The 16,873-nt window shown below is 53.5% G+C and carries 27 protein-coding genes and 6 tRNA genes; 6 read left to right on the forward strand and 27 right to left on the reverse strand.

The window, feature by feature from the left end; all coding sequences use genetic code 11:
- Positions 1-53 precede the first annotated feature (53 nt).
- Together TGAM_RS09895 and mtnP are read left to right on the forward strand one after the other, a co-directional pair.
- On the forward strand, positions 54-1,373 hold the full coding sequence (locus tag TGAM_RS09895) for a hypothetical protein (RefSeq protein WP_015859560.1): 1,320 nt from the start codon (positions 54-56) through the stop codon (positions 1,371-1,373).
- A gap of 66 nt (positions 1,374-1,439) precedes the next feature.
- On the forward strand, positions 1,440-2,243 hold the full coding sequence (gene mtnP / locus TGAM_RS09900) for an S-methyl-5'-thioadenosine phosphorylase (protein ID WP_015859561.1): 804 nt from the start codon (positions 1,440-1,442) through the stop codon (positions 2,241-2,243).
- Positions 2,244-2,506: 263 nt separating this feature from the next.
- On the opposite strand, the gene TGAM_RS09905 is transcribed toward mtnP, so the two are convergent.
- A tRNA-Gly gene (locus tag TGAM_RS09905) sits at positions 2,507-2,583 on the reverse strand.
- An 82-nt stretch (positions 2,584-2,665) separates the two neighbouring features.
- Between TGAM_RS09905 and TGAM_RS09910 the strand changes: the two genes are divergently transcribed.
- The 3 genes from TGAM_RS09910 to TGAM_RS09920 all read left to right on the forward strand — a co-directional run bounded on the left by TGAM_RS09910 (position 2,666) and on the right by TGAM_RS09920 (position 4,757).
- Positions 2,666-3,133 (forward strand): hypothetical protein, encoded by a 468-nt coding sequence (locus TGAM_RS09910; RefSeq protein WP_015859562.1) that lies wholly within the window; start codon positions 2,666-2,668, stop codon positions 3,131-3,133.
- A gap of 45 nt (positions 3,134-3,178) precedes the next feature.
- Positions 3,179-3,256 (forward strand) — tRNA-Arg (locus TGAM_RS09915).
- Between the two features lie 739 nt (positions 3,257-3,995).
- Positions 3,996-4,757: a metallophosphoesterase family protein gene (locus TGAM_RS09920; RefSeq protein WP_015859563.1), complete on the forward strand. Its 762-nt coding sequence runs from the start codon at positions 3,996-3,998 to the stop codon at positions 4,755-4,757.
- A gap of 8 nt (positions 4,758-4,765) precedes the next feature.
- Here the strand turns inward: TGAM_RS09920 and TGAM_RS09925 are convergent, their stop codons facing one another.
- Positions 4,766-5,065: an FUN14 domain-containing protein gene (locus tag TGAM_RS09925; protein ID WP_048811347.1), complete on the reverse strand. Its 300-nt coding sequence runs from the start codon at positions 5,063-5,065 to the stop codon at positions 4,766-4,768.
- A 112-nt stretch (positions 5,066-5,177) separates the two neighbouring features.
- Between TGAM_RS09925 and TGAM_RS09930 the strand changes: the two genes are divergently transcribed.
- Positions 5,178-5,519 carry a PadR family transcriptional regulator gene (locus TGAM_RS09930; protein WP_015859565.1) on the forward strand — a complete coding sequence of 114 codons (342 nt, stop codon included), beginning with the start codon at positions 5,178-5,180 and terminating at the stop codon, positions 5,517-5,519.
- A 29-nt stretch (positions 5,520-5,548) separates the two neighbouring features.
- On the opposite strand, the gene TGAM_RS09935 is transcribed toward TGAM_RS09930, so the two are convergent.
- From TGAM_RS09935 to TGAM_RS10045, 25 genes are all read right to left on the reverse strand, one after another.
- Positions 5,549-5,704 carry a 50S ribosomal protein L40e gene (locus tag TGAM_RS09935; RefSeq protein WP_014122450.1) on the reverse strand — a complete coding sequence of 52 codons (156 nt, stop codon included), beginning with the start codon at positions 5,702-5,704 and terminating at the stop codon, positions 5,549-5,551.
- 60 nt (positions 5,705-5,764) lie between these two features.
- Positions 5,765-5,852, reverse strand: a tRNA-Leu gene (locus TGAM_RS09940).
- Positions 5,853-5,892: 40 nt separating this feature from the next.
- Positions 5,893-6,498, reverse strand: coding sequence for a 30S ribosomal protein S2 (rpsB, locus tag TGAM_RS09945; protein ID WP_015859566.1), 606 nt, complete (start codon positions 6,496-6,498; stop codon positions 5,893-5,895).
- A gap of 15 nt (positions 6,499-6,513) precedes the next feature.
- Positions 6,514-7,539, reverse strand: coding sequence for a hypothetical protein (locus TGAM_RS09950; protein ID WP_015859567.1), 1,026 nt, complete (start codon positions 7,537-7,539; stop codon positions 6,514-6,516).
- A 6-nt stretch (positions 7,540-7,545) separates the two neighbouring features.
- Entirely contained in the window at positions 7,546-7,719 is a 174-nt protein-coding gene (locus TGAM_RS09955; RefSeq protein ID WP_014122447.1) for a DNA-directed RNA polymerase subunit K, read from the reverse strand.
- A gap of 31 nt (positions 7,720-7,750) precedes the next feature.
- Positions 7,751-7,828 (reverse strand) — tRNA-Pro (locus tag TGAM_RS09960).
- Positions 7,829-7,844: 16 nt separating this feature from the next.
- Positions 7,845-8,042 (reverse strand): DNA-directed RNA polymerase subunit N, encoded by a 198-nt coding sequence (locus TGAM_RS09965; RefSeq protein ID WP_048811348.1) that lies wholly within the window; start codon positions 8,040-8,042, stop codon positions 7,845-7,847.
- A 33-nt stretch (positions 8,043-8,075) separates the two neighbouring features.
- A complete protein-coding gene (locus TGAM_RS09970) occupies positions 8,076-8,483 on the reverse strand; it encodes a 30S ribosomal protein S9 (RefSeq protein ID WP_015859569.1) in 408 nt (135 codons plus the stop codon).
- A 10-nt stretch (positions 8,484-8,493) separates the two neighbouring features.
- Positions 8,494-8,922: a 50S ribosomal protein L13 gene (gene rplM / locus TGAM_RS09975; RefSeq protein ID WP_015859570.1), complete on the reverse strand. Its 429-nt coding sequence runs from the start codon at positions 8,920-8,922 to the stop codon at positions 8,494-8,496.
- Between the two features lie 6 nt (positions 8,923-8,928).
- Positions 8,929-9,294 (reverse strand): 50S ribosomal protein L18e, encoded by a 366-nt coding sequence (locus TGAM_RS09980; RefSeq protein ID WP_015859571.1) that lies wholly within the window; start codon positions 9,292-9,294, stop codon positions 8,929-8,931.
- A 63-nt stretch (positions 9,295-9,357) separates the two neighbouring features.
- Positions 9,358-9,442, reverse strand: a tRNA-Leu gene (locus TGAM_RS09985).
- A 1-nt stretch (position 9,443) separates the two neighbouring features.
- A complete protein-coding gene (locus TGAM_RS09990) occupies positions 9,444-10,226 on the reverse strand; it encodes a DNA-directed RNA polymerase subunit D (RefSeq protein WP_015859572.1) in 783 nt (260 codons plus the stop codon).
- A 29-nt stretch (positions 10,227-10,255) separates the two neighbouring features.
- The gene (locus tag TGAM_RS09995) at positions 10,256-10,672 is read right to left on the reverse strand and encodes a 30S ribosomal protein S11 (RefSeq protein ID WP_015859573.1); all 417 of its coding nucleotides are present in this window, start codon (positions 10,670-10,672) and stop codon (positions 10,256-10,258) included.
- The gene (locus TGAM_RS10000; RefSeq protein WP_015859574.1) at positions 10,669-11,211 is read right to left on the reverse strand and encodes a 30S ribosomal protein S4; all 543 of its coding nucleotides are present in this window, start codon (positions 11,209-11,211) and stop codon (positions 10,669-10,671) included. Before TGAM_RS10000 ends, TGAM_RS09995 begins: the two co-directional genes overlap by 4 nt.
- 10 nt (positions 11,212-11,221) lie before the next feature.
- Positions 11,222-11,671, reverse strand: a complete 450-nt coding sequence (locus tag TGAM_RS10005; RefSeq protein ID WP_015859575.1) for a 30S ribosomal protein S13 — start codon at positions 11,669-11,671, stop codon at positions 11,222-11,224.
- Positions 11,672-11,713: 42 nt separating this feature from the next.
- Positions 11,714-11,800 (reverse strand) — tRNA-Ser (locus TGAM_RS10010).
- Positions 11,786-12,373, reverse strand: a complete 588-nt coding sequence (locus tag TGAM_RS11075; RefSeq protein ID WP_015859576.1) for a class I SAM-dependent methyltransferase — start codon at positions 12,371-12,373, stop codon at positions 11,786-11,788. Before TGAM_RS11075 ends, TGAM_RS10010 begins: the two co-directional genes overlap by 15 nt.
- Positions 12,374-12,396: 23 nt before the next feature.
- Complete coding sequence (locus TGAM_RS10015) at positions 12,397-13,023, reverse strand: hypothetical protein (protein WP_238516210.1); 627 nt, start codon at positions 13,021-13,023, stop codon at positions 12,397-12,399.
- Between the two features lie 74 nt (positions 13,024-13,097).
- The gene (locus tag TGAM_RS10020) at positions 13,098-14,102 is read right to left on the reverse strand and encodes an RNA-guided pseudouridylation complex pseudouridine synthase subunit Cbf5 (protein ID WP_015859578.1); all 1,005 of its coding nucleotides are present in this window, start codon (positions 14,100-14,102) and stop codon (positions 13,098-13,100) included.
- An 89-nt stretch (positions 14,103-14,191) separates the two neighbouring features.
- Positions 14,192-14,368, reverse strand: coding sequence for a type II toxin-antitoxin system HicB family antitoxin (locus tag TGAM_RS11185; protein WP_015859579.1), 177 nt, complete (start codon positions 14,366-14,368; stop codon positions 14,192-14,194).
- A 161-nt stretch (positions 14,369-14,529) separates the two neighbouring features.
- The gene (locus tag TGAM_RS10025; RefSeq protein ID WP_015859580.1) at positions 14,530-14,781 is read right to left on the reverse strand and encodes a 50S ribosomal protein L14e; all 252 of its coding nucleotides are present in this window, start codon (positions 14,779-14,781) and stop codon (positions 14,530-14,532) included.
- On the reverse strand, positions 14,782-15,375 hold the full coding sequence (gene cmk, locus TGAM_RS10030; protein ID WP_015859581.1) for a (d)CMP kinase: 594 nt from the start codon (positions 15,373-15,375) through the stop codon (positions 14,782-14,784).
- A 9-nt stretch (positions 15,376-15,384) separates the two neighbouring features.
- Positions 15,385-15,654 carry a 50S ribosomal protein L34e gene (locus tag TGAM_RS10035; RefSeq protein ID WP_015859582.1) on the reverse strand — a complete coding sequence of 90 codons (270 nt, stop codon included), beginning with the start codon at positions 15,652-15,654 and terminating at the stop codon, positions 15,385-15,387.
- Between the two features lie 42 nt (positions 15,655-15,696).
- The gene (locus tag TGAM_RS10040; RefSeq protein WP_015859583.1) at positions 15,697-16,218 is read right to left on the reverse strand and encodes an EMC3/TMCO1 family protein; all 522 of its coding nucleotides are present in this window, start codon (positions 16,216-16,218) and stop codon (positions 15,697-15,699) included.
- A complete protein-coding gene (locus TGAM_RS10045) occupies positions 16,211-16,801 on the reverse strand; it encodes an adenylate kinase (protein ID WP_015859584.1) in 591 nt (196 codons plus the stop codon). Before TGAM_RS10045 ends, TGAM_RS10040 begins: the two co-directional genes overlap by 8 nt.
- Positions 16,802-16,873: the final 72 nt, after the last annotated feature.

Raw genomic sequence — 16,873 nt, forward strand, 5'->3', positions numbered from 1 at the left:
GAATTCGCAAGGATTAAATATCAGAACACTCTTTTATAGTATTGGTGGGTTTTATGCAAAAAAAGACACAAACGGGGATTGGTGAGGAAGTTCTGAGGATAGCCGAAACGATCCCCGATCCATACGTTAGGACAATTACACTCGCCAGACTCGGTTATCTCCTGAGTAAAAGCGAACCCCAGACGTCCGTGAAGGCGTTTAAGCTTGCCGTTTCTTCCCTCGACTACATCGAGGATCCAGTGCTCATACTCAGGGCGATGGTCTCTACCTCAAGATACCTTCGAATGGCGGGGGTAAAGGAACTATCGGAGGGCATGCTGCACAGAGCCTACGAAGGGGCCCTCCTGCTCAGGGGCAGGGTCAAGGATTCCCTGCTTGTGGAGATAATACGGGAGTCCCTACGAGCGGGAAAGAAAAGGGACGCCATACTCTACGCCACTGACATTGAGGATGAAAAGCTGAGGAACAGATTGCTCCTCGAGATTGTGAAGAACCTCGTTCAAGAAGGGGATCTCCAGATAGCTAGAAAGGTTCTAAACGTCTTCACCGGTGAACCCGAAAGGTCTCAGGCTATCGTTGAGATAATAAGGGGCCACCTGACCAGGGAAGAATTCGCGAGCGTGCTCTCACTGCTCCCGACAATAGAGAACGAGTACTGGCTTGAAACGGCTCTCGAAGAAACTGCAAAGAGCCTGAGAGGTTCTGGAGTGCCAAAGGCAACATACGAAAAATTTGTGGAGGCCGCCAAAGAGCTCTCGGAGAGACTGGGGAAGGACCTCTTGAGAGCTTTTCTGACGGGTCTCGTGGAGGGAGGCGATGTATTGGGGGCTGCGGAGATACTGAACTCCGTAACACGCAACAGGGAGAGCATAGCGTCTTATCTCTCGAGATTACTTATCGGCAGACCGAAAGATCTGGAGTCTTTTGTGAAATCCCTACGACTAAGCCCTGAGGAATTCGATGGGGTTGCCAAGGCCACCCTCGATGCTCTGCTCGAGAAAAACCCCTCTCCAGAGTACAGGGGTGTCGTGGAGTTCCTAGGGAGAAACACCGAGAATGAGAGGGTTCTGGTTAAGGTCGCGACGTACTTGGCAAAGATAGGGAACTTCGAGACTGCAGAAGAATTCGGGAGGATGATAGACGATCCTTACCTGAGATCTCTCGCCTTTGGGGCAATAGCTCTTGAAAAGCTCAGGAGAGAAGACATTGACGGGGCAATAGACGCCGTTAAAAACGTTCCCGACGCCGAATGGGGGTCCTGGCTGATGGGTGAGATACTCGTTAAAATCGTGGAGGGATCCCTTGGAGAATACCCAGAGCGAGAGCTGGAGAGGAAAGCCGAGCTTCACCGGAGAAGCATAGAAGGATCCTAGGAAGGGTCTAAAGTTTTAAACCCCCACGCCGTTCTATTTTCTACAGCTATTCAGGGGGAGTGAGATATGGTCAGGATAGCCATCATTGGAGGCTCCGGTGTCTACGACCCGAAACTGCTTGAGAACGTTAGGGAAGAAATCGTTGAGACACCCTACGGAACGGTCCGGGTTAAGATAGGAACCTACAGAGGAGAGGAGATAGCCTTCCTGCCAAGACACGGAGAAAAACACAGCGTTCCACCTCACAAGATAAACTACCACGCCAACATCTGGGCGCTTCACGAGCTCGGCGTCGAGAGGATTTTGGCAACTTCAGCCGTTGGCTCTCTCAACCTCGACATGAAGCCCGGCGACTTCGTCGTCCTCGACCAGCTCATGGACTTCACGAAGACGAGGCATTACACTTTTTATGACGGCGAGGACAGCCCTCACGACAGGAAGTTCGTCGCCCACGTGGACTTCACCGACCCCTACTGCCCGGAGCTCAGGAAGGCCCTCATTACGGCCGCCAAGGAGCTCGGCTTCACCTACCACCCAACGGGAACCTACTCCTGCATGGAGGGACCGCGCTTCGAGACGAGGGCCGAGATAAGGGCGCTCAAGATACTCGGCGCAGACGTCGTTGGTATGACTCAGTGCCCCGAGGCGGTTCTCGCGAGGGAGCTTGAGATGTGCTACGCGAGCGTTGCCATAGTTACCAACTACGCCGCTGGGATAAGCAGGGAAAAGCTTACCCACACCGAGGTCGTCGAGCTCATGGCAAAGAAAGGTGAGGAGATAAAGCTCCTCCTAATGAAGGCCGTCGAGCACATTCCGAAGGAGCGCCGCTGTCCGTGCAAGGATGCCCTCAAGGGCGCTACTGGTGAGTGATGTCTTTTTTTCTCAATTTCTTCCAAAAGCACCTCCGAAGGAATCATGAATTTTAGCCAAGATTCTCAAACGGCTTTAATGGGAGGCGGTGAAATGCCAGTTCGAAGGGCTCCCAGACGTCCTTTTTGGCCATTTACAACTTTGTATTGGCCCCTTCAGGAGGAAACCTTGAACAATGAGCACGTGAACGAGAAACCTGCTTTAGAACTCACAGTTCTCAGAAAAGTGCTCCTTTCTACCAGCACTCATAAGGCCAAAGTTTGTGGTGCGGTGGCCGGGATTTGAACCCGGGCCAGCGGCGTGGCAGGCCGCTGTCCTAGCCAGGCTAGACTACCACCGCACAGGCCCGTTAATACTCAATCTTGGCGGCTTTATAAATCTTTCGGTAAAGTTTTTTCAGTGCTAAGGACCTATTTACCCCGGTGGAACCCGTGAAGAGGGCCCAGAGCTCCTTAGAATATCTGCTGATAGCGGTTGTTGCACTTATCGTTATCGCGGTTGCCGTTAAATACACCCTGCCGGCATCCAAGGGAACTCCCATAACAGGGATCGCGTATATAGATCCCGAGCTTTCTCCTGAAAAGCCCGGCTATACGCACCCAGTAACGTGGATTGTGTACAGATACCCTGAGGGGTGCAAAGCCACAAAAAACTGCGACTTCTATGTCTCTGTAAACTTACATTATTATCCAGATAGCAACAAATACAGAGTATATGTCTATGCCAACGGAGACGGAGACAAAATACGGGAGGTTCACGTTCGGCTGTGCAACGGAAAATCCGCCACTTGGCACTTTCCGGAGGACAAAGGTAAGATAAAAATTAAGGGAGCCCAACTAACGGAGGAGGATTTTCCGTGCGAACTCTACGTGATGGCCTACATGAGGTGAGGATTAAATTTATAAAGCGTTTCCGAGAAGGGTTAGCGGGCAAGTGCCCCGGTGGCCTAGTCTGGATAGGGCGCGAGGCTGCGGACCTCGAGGTCCGGGGTTCAAATCCCCGCCGGGGCGCCATCGAAACTTTGCCTTCGCAAAGTTTCATCAAAGTTGGTAGCTTTTTCTGAAAGGCTAAATTTTGAGTGAATTTTTCTCATTGACTTGTCATTTTGAGTGTGAGAACTTCTCCAATTGCTCCTTTTTGCAGAGGTTTACTTTTAGAATCGACGCCTGAAGGGCGTCAAGAGAGAGTAAACTCCCCTAAGAGTGCCATTTGAGTGTGTTCTCATTTAGAAACCACGAGGTTATAAGTAAAATCTATTTCCTTTGAGCCTTTTGGCTAGAGCTACGAGCTTTTGGTGAAGCTTTTTCCAAAAGCTTCCTTCGCAAGTGCTGGCGGGAGATGATGTGCCTTTCTTGGGCGTATCCTTGTTTCAAGTAGGTTTCCTCTCGATTTGCTCCTTTAATCATTGTTTCACTCAAAAGCGCCCTTTGGGCGCCAAAAATGAGTTGAAACTACTCAGAAGAACTTCATTTAGCGGTTAAACCATTTCAAAGTTGAACTTGGTTAATACACAACTGACTTTTTGCCCGTTTGTGAGAAATGGCATTTTCGCAGCCTTTCCCAAAGGCTGTTACAAAGCTTGCTCGCCTGTGCGACGTTGAGCTTTGCTCGACGCTAGGGACGATGCCCCATCCGAATTCATCAAAAACAAAGGAGGTGATAGAGACGATAGAGGACGCTTCCACACTCCGAAACGTTTAAATACCTTGGGGCTTTTAGTTTCTTTAGGTAAGAAAAAATGGAGGTGATAACATGGTGTACGTGGCGGTTCTGGCAAACATAAACGGAAACCTTCCCGCTCTGGCGAAGGCCCTCGAGAAGATTGAGGCCCTCAAGGAAGAAGGCTATGAGATTGAAAAGTACTACGTCCTTGGAAACATCATCGGCCTCTTCCCGTATCCGGGTGAAGTTCTCGACACGCTCGACGATCTTATCAGGCATAACGTCGTCAAGGTCATTCGCGGCGAGTTCGACCAGGTCATAGCGGCAAGCGACCCGCACGCTGAGGGACCGGACTACATTGACAGGCTCAACTACCCGGACTACATCAAGAAGGCCCTCAAGTACACGTGGGAGAAGCTCGGTCACGAGGGCAGGGAGTTCATCAGGGACCTGCCGATTTACCTCGTGGACAAGATAGGCAAGAACGACATCTTCGGCGTCTACGGAAGCCCGCTCAACCCCTTTGAGGGGCAGGTTCTTCCGGACCAGCCGACCAGCTACTACGAAGCGATAATGAGGCCCGTCAAGGACTACGAGATACTCTTCGTTGCATCGCCGAAGTACCCGGTCAACGCAATGACGAGGTACGGAAGGGTCATCTGCCCGGGGAGCATAGGCTATCCGCCGGGCAAGAACCACAAGGCAACCTTCGCGCTGGTTGACGTTGACACGCTCCACGCCAAGTTCATCGAGGTTGACTATGAAAACGAGAAGAAACTTATCGAGGAAAAAATCAAGAAAGAAGGTCTGCCAGAGGAGCTAATTAAAATCCTCTACAGGGGAAAGGTTTGATTTCCCCTTCATCCCTTCTGAAATCCCAGGTAGAACCCGGCGACAAAGGCCCCGGTTCCTGGAAGGAGCCCGAGAGCCTTCTGCCCGAGACTAACCACCTGTGACGTGACGCTTCCGGTCAAGTTGAAGAGTTTCTCCGTGTTTATCGTTATAACACCCTTCTGCTGAAGCCAGAACAGGCTCAGGATGTAGGCCCCGATGATAGTCATTACGATCTTCATGAACTTTTTGAGGGCGTATCCAGTTATGAAGCCCGTTATCCCCCCAACCCCCAAGTCGCCGATCATTCCGTTTATGTCGAACTGCATGCTCACCACCACCCAAAAGTAGGGAATCGGGATTAAAATAGTTTTCTGGCCCAAAACTTTAAATTATATCGGTTTGAAATATTTATCAAAGATGAACTAACTGGGTGAGATCATGGCCAGCCCAATGGAAAGGCTACAGGATAAGGTCACCAAGGAAGTCCTCTGGCTCTACATACTCAAGCTTCTTAAGGAGAGACCAATGTACGCGTACGAGTTAAAACAGGAGATAAAAAAGGCCTTTGGATTTGAACCCGCCACCGTGAGTTCGTACGTTGTTCTGTACAAACTCGAAAAGGATGGCTACGTAAAGGCGAAATGGCAGGAAGGATTGAGTGGCAAACCCTCAAGGAAATATTACGAGCTAACACCCCAGGGTGAAAAGCTTCTCGAAGAGGGATTGGCTTTCCTTGAAGAGACCCTCTCAAAGCTCAAGGGAAACCCAAAGAAAGGGTAAACCGGGACAAAAAACTTTAAAACGGAGCGTCAGCGTCCGCCACCGCGTGGCTCCCTTGCTTTCGGCCTAAGACCCTTGTATCCGCACTTTCTGCACTTCTTGGCGCCCCAAGGGTTGGTGGCGCCGCAACGCATACAGATAAGCTTCCTAAAGATTCTTGCCTCAGCCTCTGGGAATCTCGCCATCTCGACCACCTCAATGATCCTGAACCGAACTTTTCATCCAGCACGGAATTTTTAAACCTTTGGTGCGGGGGACGGGATTTGAACCCGCGAAGCCCTACGGCACCGGATCTTAAGTCCGGCCCCTTTGGCCAGGCTCGGGCACCCCCGCGCGAGGGGGAATAAAGGGAGGAGGGTTAAAAACCTTCCCCTCAGGTTCTGATAATCCTCATCTCGAAGTCCTCAACGGGAACCTTGAAGTCCTCCCTGCTCTCTATTTCCTTCCGGTTGTAGAGTATCTCCCTGGCAAGGATCCAGTAGATAAGCGCGAGAGCTTTTCTGCCCTTGTTGTTCGTCGGAATTGCAAGATCCACGTAGCTGAGGAAATTCTCGGTATCAACCAGGGCAACTATTGGTATGCCAACTTCAATTGCTTCCTTCATTGCCTGGTGGTCAGCCCTTGGATCCGTGACTATTATAACGTCCGGCTCAAAGAAGTTCTTGACCTGAGGGTTGGTCATGGTTCCCGGAAGGAAGCGGCCTGGAATAGTCCTGGCTCCGGTAACCTCACCAAACTTCTTGACGGGTTTTTGCCCGTAGAGCCTGACGCTGACCGCGAGAATGCTCTCAGGGTCGAACTTAGCCAGGAACTTGCCCGCTATCCTGAGTCTCTCGTCAGTCTTCCTGACGTCGAGGACGTAGAGGCCGTCCTGCCTAACGCGGTAGATGAACTTCTTCATGTCCTGGGTCTTCTGCTGGGTTCCTATGTGGACACCAGCCGCGAGGTATTGATCAAGTGGGACGAGATATTCCTCCATCCTTCACACCTCCGGTTATTCCTCAAACGTTATCAACCTACCCCTTTCGCCGAGATCTTCGGCAATACGGTTGAGTTCGTTCATCTTGGCCACCGAGTCCTTCCCCAGGATCATGGCGGGGCACTTCAGACCCACTGCTAGATGGGGAAGGGCCTCGTCGGCCGATTCATATCTGGCCTCCGCCAGAATGGGAGTTATGCGCTCTGATTTAACATCGTTCACAAGGTTGTAGAGGTCTGTGAGAGTGCCGAGGTTTATAGGCTTTATGGAGAGGGCGTTGTAATAACGTCTATCTATGATTCCCCTCTCGCGGAACAAGTGCTCGCCATCGATGAACACCCCATGTGTCCCGGCTATGAGCTCAAGGAACAGCTCTTCACTTCCAACGGGCTTAACGTAGGCAATGTTGTTATCCTCAACGAGGTTCAATAGCTCTTCAGTCTCGATCTCAGATTTCAGAGCTATGCCCAGAGAGACCTCAAGACCCAGCTCCTTCCCTGCCTCCTCAGTTGCCTCCGATAGCGCTCTTAGGGATATCGCCTCCGTTGTACCAAGAACCTTGTTCACGGCATCCACAACATCGGTGATCTCCATAATGTCGCGAACAAGCACGTAGTACTCAAACAGCTCATCCTCCGCAAACTCGAGGATCGGAACGGGGAGTTCCGTTGTAAAGGTTCCTCCAATATAACTGTAGAGGGGAAGCCTCTTAACGCTCGCGGCCGCTTTGGCAACGGCAATTGAAACGGCCAGGGCAGTGTTGGCCCCGATGTGACTGAAATCATCAGTCCCGTCAATTTCCCACAGGTAACTGTCTATGAGCTCCTGCTCACTGGCATCGAAGCCTATAAGCTCGGGCCCTATTATCTCGTCGACTTCACTCACGGCTCTATGTGCTTCGGCTATGTAAAGGTGGGGATCCTCATCGATGGGGGCGGCGAATCGACCAAAGCCCGAACTGGTTATGACGTCCACCTCAACCGAATACTTGCCGCCCCTGAGTACGGCCACCCTGCCGATAACGTTCTCTATGATGGTCATTTTTCATCAGCTCGGCCTGATTACTGTGATCGGGATTATTCCTTTCTCGAACTCGATTATCGCGGCCTGAAGTGGAGTTGAGCCTTCCGGCACGTCCACTAGGACCGGAGCACCGAGCGCAATCTGGAGAGCTCTCGCCCCGATGATACGGGCCTTTTCAAAGCGGGTGTACCTAAACATTGCCCTCCCTCCAAGCATCCTCTGCAAATTTTGGTGGGGCCGCCGGGATTTGAACCCGGGTCTCCGGCACCCCAAGCCGGGAGGATAGACCAAGCTACCCCACGGCCCCCCAAGAATTGCGGTTTTTAGTAGACTTTATAAACCATTACCTGGTCGATGAGCTCCACGTGGCTGAGGAGAGTTCTCCTGCAGCAGTACCTCTCAACGCCGAGGTCATCGAGGACCTTGCCAGGGTCTTCCCCGGCCTCAACTCTCTTCCTGAACTCGTAGTACTTGTCCGCCAGCACTTTTCCGCAGGTGAAGCACCTGACGGGGACTATCATTTTCTCACACCTCAAATTGTTAAAGGAAAGCCATCAGCGGTAGGACTTCTGCCTCTTAGCCCTCGGACCCTTGGTCGAGCGGTTGGGCTTGTGGGGCTCGGTCCTCCTGCTGTCGCCAACGAGCATAGTCCTGTCGTACTTCATAAACTTTTCCTTCAGGTTCATGTCGTTGGTCCACTCAACGAGAGCCCTGGCGATGGCAACGCGCGCGGCCTCGGCCTGACCCATGAAGCCTCCGCCCTCGACCTTGACGTCGATGTCAACCTTGCTGACTATCTCCTCTCCAGCGAGGATGAGCGGTTCCATGATGGTGAAGCGCGCTATCTCGGGCTCGATTATCTCGACGGGCTTGTGGTTGATCCTAACGCGACCCTTCCCTTCCCTAATGGTGGCCCTCGCAATGGCCGTCTTTCTCTTACCAGCAGTCTGGATAACCCTCATCTTTCTCACCTCAGAACTTTCCACCGAGGAACTTGGCAACTTCACCAACGGTGACGTACTTCGGCGTGGCAAGCCTCGACATGTGGGCCTCGCTTATGGTCTCGAGCTCCTTGCCCTCGAACTCCTTGGGAACGCCGACGTAGACCTTGAGCCTCTTGAAGGCCTTCCTTCCGCGGTCAGTCTTCCAGGGGAGCATGCCCCTGACGGTTCTCCTGACTATCTCGTCGCTCCTCTTCGGGTAGAAGGGACCCCTCCTCGGGTTGGTCCTGGTTCTGAGCTCGGTCCTCTGCTTGTACTTGGCGAAGATGTCCTCGCGGTTTCCGGTGATTATGGCCTTCTCGGCGTTGACGATAACGACCTCTTCGCCCTCGAGGAGCATCTTGGCAACCTTCGAGGCGAGCCTTCCGAGTATGAGTCCTTCAGCGTTAATAATCCTCATGGCCCATCACTCCATTATGATTACTCCACTACCCTTCGGATTTCTCTCCATAAGCTCCTCAATGGTGATGGCCTCGCCACCGGCCTCGAGGATTTTCCTCTTAGCGGTCTCGCTGAACTTCCAAGCGGCAACGGTGACCCTGTGCTCAAGCTTTCCTGCACCGAGGACGCTTCCCGGAACGATGACCACGTCGCCCTCTTTGGTATAGCGGTTTATCTTGCTAACGTTCACTTCAGCCCTCTGCCTCCTCGGCCTTTCAAGGCGCCAGGCGATGTCCTTCCATATCCTAACTCCCTCTTCATTCGACTTCTTTCTGAGGTACCGGATTAGCCTCCTCAGGTTGATATCGGTCGGACCAGTTCTCTTGACCATGAACATACCTCCTCAACGCTCTCGCAGGGAAACCGACAGCGGACGGGGTGAGCGTGAAACTGATGCGGGGGCGGGGATTTGAACCCCGGAACCCCTGCGGGAGTGGATCTTGAGTCCACCGCCTTTGACCAGGCTCGGCAACCCCCGCGTCAGTCGGCTAATTTATGGAGTTCGTTTATAAATCTATCGCTCTTCCTCATGAGTATCTTGAGCGCTATGCTCACGATTTCCTCAACGGGGAGCTCTCCGTTCGTTTCCACGGTAAAGACGAACGCCCCGGGTATTATCTCTTCACGGATCTTGTCGCCCTCGTAGGCCTCGAACTTCCTCGGGAGGTAGAAGGCCTTGATGGTCTTTATGATTATCTCGTCTTTTTTTTCCTCAACGGGTAATCCGCGCCTCTCGGCGAGTTCCTTAAGCTCCTCCCAGTCGGGGACTTCTTTGCTTACATGTATCTCGGTAAGGTACTTGTAATACACGAAACCCGGCTGCCACTTGGCGTGATCCTTGCCGCGACCGAGCTTGGCGTAAGCGTTAAAGGTAAGCTTCTGCCCCTCGGCGAGCTTGACTATTGGAATGTTCGGGTTGGCAGGTTTGACCCCTTCATCATCGCTTTTAAGATCACCGGAGTAGACCATACCGGGCCCTTCCGCCTGAAGGGATAGGGTAACGGTGTAGTCGTCGAGTTCAAGTGCGTCGAGCGAGAACCTCTCAACAGGGGTTGTGAGAGGAATCATGGCCAATCTGTGGGCGATTATCTCGTCGAATAAAGCGGAGTCGTTTTCAAAGAACTCAACCTCATCGACGGCGAAGGTGGGAACCTCCGCGAGAATCGTTCTCCTCAGAGCGTTGGCGAAGGGAACGTCAACTCCCCTTAGGATGAACTTGATGGCATCCTCACGCCTTTCAAAAATTTCAAACTTCGGCTCCATTGGCATCACCAAAAAAGAAGTTGTAAAGGTCAGACGCGCCTTCCGCGCCTTCCGCCCTTGGGCCTGGTTCCGTCGTGCGGTATTGGAGTGACGTCCTCCACCCTGCCTATCCTAAGGCCCGCCCTGGCGAGGGCCCTGATGGCCGCCTGTGCACCCGGTCCCGGGCTCTTGCTCTTGCTTCCCCCAGGGGCACGAACCTTTATGTGAACGCCGACGAAGCCCTTCTCCATAGCTTCCTCGGCAGCCCTTCTCGCTGCAATCATTGCCGCGTAGGGTGAGGGCTCATCCCTGTCGGCCTTAACGACCATACCACCGCTCCAGCGGGAGACGGTTTCCGCGCCGGTTATGTCGGTGATGTGAATGATGGTGTTGTTGTAGGAGGAGTAAATGTGGGCAACTCCCCACTTCTCCTTCTTCTTAAGGTTAACCTGTCCCTCCTCGCTCATGCTTCACCACCCTGCTTGGCCTGTTCAATAACCATTCTCTCGGGGTGGGACTCCTTGGCAAAAGGTGAGTTCTTGGCGTAAGTGATTGTGTCCTCTTCCTCGCGGAGGACGAGATAACCAGGTGAGCGGATTATCTGGCCGTTGACCTCGATGTGGCCGTGAACTATTAGCTGTCTGGCCTGTCTTATTGTCCTGGCGAGTCCCTTCTTGTACACGAGGGTCTGGAGGCGCCTCTCAAGAACGTCCTCAACGGTGAGAGAGAGAACGTCATCGAGAGCCGCGTCGGCCGGAAGGAGGCCGAGCCTGTGGAGCCTCTGGAGAAGCTGCTGCCTCTCGATCTCGGCCTGCTTGCCGCGAGCTGCGAGAAGTCTTCTTGCCCTACGCCTGAACTCCTTGAGCTGGGTCTCGTGGCGCCAGAGCTCCTTCTTGTTCTTGAGGGCGTACTTCCTCTTCAGAACCCTCTCGCGGTCGAGTCTCTCCTTAATCCAGGGGTGAGATGGAGTCTCGTACTTCTTCCTCTGCCTCTTCGGGTCTCCCATTTACACCACCTCACTTCTTTCTCCTGCTAACGCCGACCGTAGTTCCGTGCCTGAAGTTCGACCTGGTCCTCTGACCGCGGAGCGGCAGGCCGAGCTCGTGCCTTATACCGCGGTAAGCGCGTATTCTCCTGAGCCTGTTGATGTCCTCGCGCCAGGCCATAACGAGCTTGGCGGTGATGAGGTGCATGTCCTTGCCGGTCTCGTAGTCCTTCGGCCTGTTGACGGCCCAGGCCGGGATTCCGTGGGCGACTGGATCCTCAAGGATTTTCTCTATCAGCTTAACCTGCTCGTCGGTGAGGTAACCGGCCTTCATGTATGGGTCGAGTCCTGCAACCCTGAGCACCATCGTGGCGAAGTTTATTCCTATTCCCTTAATCCCTGTCAGTGCCCATCTCAACTGCTTGTGTCCATCCAAATCAACGCCCGCAACGCGGACTATGTGCCTGAAGTTCTCGGTCATTACGAATACACCTCCCATCCCTCTTGGGAATCAAAGGGATTTTGGCGCCGGGACGGGGATTTGAACCCCGGCGGGCAAACGCCCACGGGCTCTCAAGGCCCGCGCCTTCCCAGGCTAGGCAATCCCGGCGTACACGCGGTAACCACTCCCCTTCGCGAGCTCTCTCACTTCGGTGAAGGTCTCCTCCATGAGGGCCTTAATATACTTTGCCCCCTGCTTCGTCTTAATCACCAGTTGCAGGAGGCCACCATCGTTGAGATGCCGGGGAGCGTTTATAACTATTTCCCTCAGGACTTCCTTTCCCGCGTGCACGGGGGGATTAGTGATGATTGAGTCAAATTTCTCGCCCTTAACGGGCTCGTAGAGGCTTCCCCACCTGACCTCGGCGTTTCTAACGCCGTTGATTTTTAAGTTTTTCCTCGCTATGCTAACTGCACGTTTGTTCACGTCGGTCATGACGACGTAGTCAACGAAGCGCGATGCAACTATCCCAATTGCCCCGTAACCACAGCCCAGGTCAAGGACGCGCCAGCCCCTGTCGAGCACCATGTTCTCTATGAGCAGCTCCGTCCCCCTATCGAGCTTCCCGAAGGAGAAGACACCGCTCGCCGTGATGAACTTGAAGCAGTAACCCCTAACGCAGACATCAATGGTTTTCGTCTTCAGCGGAACGTTTGGCTCTTCGGAGTAGTAGTGGCTCATGTGGGGGTGCTTCGTTGAGGGGTTTATAAAGGTGAACCTCCAGCCAAACGCCAGAGGGTGTCCCCAGCTACAGCCCCAACGAGCATGAACATCGTTCCGAGGAACGTAACGATTAGAACCTTCTTAACCCCCAGAGGTGACGGCCTTTCAACCACTGGCGTGTGGGCGGATAGTATCATGCCGTAGAGACCCATCGCACCCCCGCCGAGCAACACTAAACCGCTCCAAGCACCGTTCAGAACTATCTCAATGAAGAATCCAAAGAGCGCTCCGAAGAGGAAGAACGCACCGCGCGACATCGGTGCCATTCGATGAGCCAGATAAAACCCCGTTCCAACCCCCACGAAGACCGGAACGGCTATCGTCAGATCGTGTGCTAAGCCCGTCGCCCTGCCCCCAAGCCCACCCCCGTTCAGGGTCACCAGCGTTTCTTCAAACAGCGCCATCAAAAGAACGGCAAGAAGGTACGTGAAACCCGGATGGCTCCCAAACCCCTCCAATTTTCTAAAAACCCTGGGTAAAGTTAACGCCACGAGCCATACGAGGAGGAGTATCCCAGAACTGAAGATGTTTCTGATGGAGTACTCAAAAAGGCCGAGGAGCAGAAAGAGCAGAACATCAAGCCAGAACCAGAGGAGGACAAACCTCATGAAAAGCAGTACCCCTCGAGTCTCAACCGAAGAAGAAAAGGCATCGAGAAAGTGGAGAAACCGGGACAAGTCTCTCACCACATTCTCGGATACCAGTCCCTCGGCATGAAGACCTTGTCAACGTCAACCGCTATGCCCTTGCTCCGCTGGAGCATCTCACCGCTCGTCATCATGGCCTTTCCAAGTGCCACCAGCTCGTCCTTGAGGGTCATTATCGCAACGAGGTCACCCTTCTTTATACCCTTGTGGAGCTTGACTATTCCGGGAACGGCCAGGTCAGCGCCGTGCGTCACCGCCGCAACGGCAGAGTCCCTTATCCACACCTTGGGCAGATGTTCAACCGCCTTTTCCATCGGCTGTATCGCCTTCCTGAAGTACTCCTCGATGCCGTCCTCCTTCCAGAAGTGATAGTAGTCAACCAAATCGTGAAGCGTCACCAGCGTCTCGTCCTCCTTGAAGGGACCGCTTCTGGTACGACGAAGCTCTGCCATGTGCGCTCCAACGCCCAAAGCCAGGCCTATGTGGTGGATAAGCGAACGTATGTACGTTCCCGCCTCGACACCAACGCGAAAGAGCACGTCCCTGCCCTCTATCTCGAGCACCTCTATGTAATAGACCTTCCTCGTCCTCAAGCGCCTTTTCACAGCGCTCCTCAGCGGCGGCCTCTGGATTATCTCGCCCTGGAACTCCTTCATAACGGCGAGGATTTTGTCCTCGGGAATGTCGCCGTGAAGGTGCATTAAAGCTACGTACTCCTTTCCCGCCGGCAAAAGTGCCTGAACCACCCTCGTGGCCCTCTCAAGGGCAACCGGTAGAACGCCGCTGACCTTGGGATCGAGGGTTCCGCCGTGACCGGCCTTGCTCAGGTTGAAGAGCTTCTTAATCCACGCGACAACCTCATGGCTAGTTGGCCCGGGTGGTTTGTCGAGGTTAATTATGCCGAACTGCATGTGCATCTCCATCGGCCTCCTCTCGGGCGGAAAGCCCCACTTCGGGTTCGTCTCGGCCTTCTCGTCCTTAATCAGAACCTCTCTCTTTATGTCAGCGGGAAGGATTCTCCTCACTTCATCCCTCGCCATGAGCATCACCTACGGGTCTTCCAGCGCTTTGATAAAGTCCTCCTTGCTTATTTGAGCAAGTCTCAGGACTCCCATCAACGTACCGGCTTTTAACTCTTTGTGAAGCTCAGCTCTGGAAACTCCTCAAGGTACAGCTCAACGGCCTCTTTGAGGTTCTCAATTGCCTCCTCTATTGTCTCTCCCCTGAGTGGTAACCCCCGTGAAGACCTCCCGAATGACGTAAACGCCCTCTTCCTCCCAGATGACGGCGTGGAGTTGCATCTCATTCACCCCCATAGAGTTCGAGTCTAGACTTAATAAATCCACCTAATACCTGAAGCGGCACGTGAAAACCGACCAGTTGGGAAGGTATCTACCCACAGAATGACGAAACGAACAGGGACCGGGACGGTAAGAAGCTTATTGGAAGAAGAGTGAGGGAAAGCCCTCACTCAAGGCTTATGCCTGCTTCCTCGAGGGCCTTCTTTATCTCCTCGTCGGAGGCACCGCGCTCGATGTTGACCCTCTCCGGAAGGGGCTCGAGGTGCTTGACGTTCATCCTCCTGCGCTTGACCTTGTTGAGGCCAGCGCCGGTGACGAGGACAAAGTTCTTGTCGATTATGTCGGCAACGACGACCTTCTGTCCGGCCCTCCTTCCGGCAATAACGACGGCAATCCTTCCGACCTCAATAGCTGGCATTCATCCCACCTCCTTCTTTTCTTTTTTCGGGTTTACACCCGACCCCGCGTCGCCGTCGGGGTAAAGGTGGTCGATGGCGGCCTTCACAATCGCGAAGACCCCATCGGGACCCCATTTGGCGGTGTTTATGATTAAATCGTAAATCGACTTGTCCTCGATGTCGATACCGTAGAGGTTTAAATACCTTTTCCTGTTCTGCTTCTCCCTCTCGGCGATCTGGACGAAGGCCTCCTCAACGGAGACCCCTTCCCTGCGCGCAACCCTCTTGGCGCGCTCCATAATCGGAGCGTCGAGCCATATCTTAAGGTCCGCGTTCTTCACCATCCACCCAGCGAGGCGGCCCTCAATGACGACGTTACACTCCTTGGCTGCCTCGACCTGTCTCCTGTCAACCTCCCTGTCTATCTCGGGATGAAGCTCAACGTACTTCTGGAACTCCTCAAGGGTCATCCCCCTTTCCTTCGCCATCTGCCGGAATATCAACCCGGCGTAGATGTGCTTGAAGCCGTAGTGCTTGGCGAGGTTCCGGCAGAGGGTAGTCGTCCCGGAACCTGCAAGACCGCTGACGGTGATGACGAGGCAGCCCTTGGGCATAGGCGCACCTCAGCTGAGGGAGGCCCTGACCTGGGCCTTTATGACCTTCCTCATACAGCTCGGGCAGAGATTCGGGTAGGGTCTCTCGGGCCTCTTCGCGGTCTTCGGGAGCTTCCTGAGCTCGCTCGGCCTTCCGCGCGGAACGCCGTTGAGGGGTCTTCCGCACATGGCACAGTGGGCAACCTTGGGCTTCCTCCTCTCGAAGTGGATCACTGTCCTTCCTCCGGGAGTCCTAACGTACTTCCTCCTCCATGACCTTGAGCGGTACATCGGCTTCATAATTCTCACCTCGCAACCCCTATCAGTGGAGCGTTTTTAAATTTAACCCATGTCGAGGAACTTTCTGAGCACCATACCGATTATGTAGCTTGAAAGAATGTACCAGCCAAAGTAGCCGAGTTCATCTGGCCCGAGGGCCGAGTGATACATTTTATGGAACCAGTCGAAGATGAAAAAGTTGAAGGGCGCCTTGACTATCGCAACCTCGGCGTACCACCTCCTCAGCCAGCCGAAGAATATCCAGAATATTGGTAAAGTAAGCAACATGGGCACCATCTGCTGTCGCATCATCTCGCTCTGCATCTTCATGAGTTCCATCTGCTTCTGCTGAACCTTCCTCAGTTTTTTCTCATCCCCGGACTTTTGGGCCTCCTTCATCTCCTTCTGGATCTCTTTGGCCATCTTCTGTATCTTTCTCGTCTTCTCAATGTCCGTGAAAAAGTAATAGATCAAGGTGTACGAGCCACCTATAACGAATCCCGCTACCGTTATCGCCAGCAGGGGGTGCTGAACGATGTAACCGCCAAAGATATTGTCGAGGAGCTGGTATATACCCTCAATCATACTCCCTCACCGCCAGGTTAAGGACTTGAACGAGTTCGTTCACGGCCTCTTCAAGACCCTTGTCCTCGTGGTTCTCGATTATCTTTATAAGGGCATCGGAATGCATGGCGTAACTTATCGCCGCGGCCCTGTTGAGATCCTGATGCCTCTGTATCTGCTCCTCCGTCTCGACGTCCCTGTCCCTCTTGAGGTCACGAAGCCGCCTTCCGAGGATCTCGCTCGGTGTGGCTTCAATTATGACTATGAAATTGGGTCTGATGGTCTCTATAACCTCCTTAGGGAAGCCGAGAAGATAGCCCATAGGCGTTCTGATCGTGGCGTGGGTGTCGAGGAGAACCGGCTCATCCCGGGCTATCTCAACGATCCTCTGCGCGGCGCGAAGCTGGAGCTGTTTCTGCACCATGGGATCGAGTTTCCTCATCTCGTCCCTGTGCTTGACTAAACCCTGCTTGACGGCCTCCTCGAACATTAAGTCACCGAAGTTTACTAGTCTGAAGTTGATGGCCGTTCTCTTGAGGGCAAGCCGCGTTATCGTGCTCTTACCCACTCCGGGAATGCCGGTTATCATGACCACAAACGGCATCAGCACCACCCGCTTTAAACAATCCCGGTAAAAATTGGGAGGTCACTTTAAAAGATTTGGGAAGGAAAAATT

This window comes from Thermococcus gammatolerans EJ3 (genome assembly GCF_000022365.1).
Lineage (GTDB): Archaea > Methanobacteriota_B > Thermococci > Thermococcales > Thermococcaceae > Thermococcus > Thermococcus gammatolerans.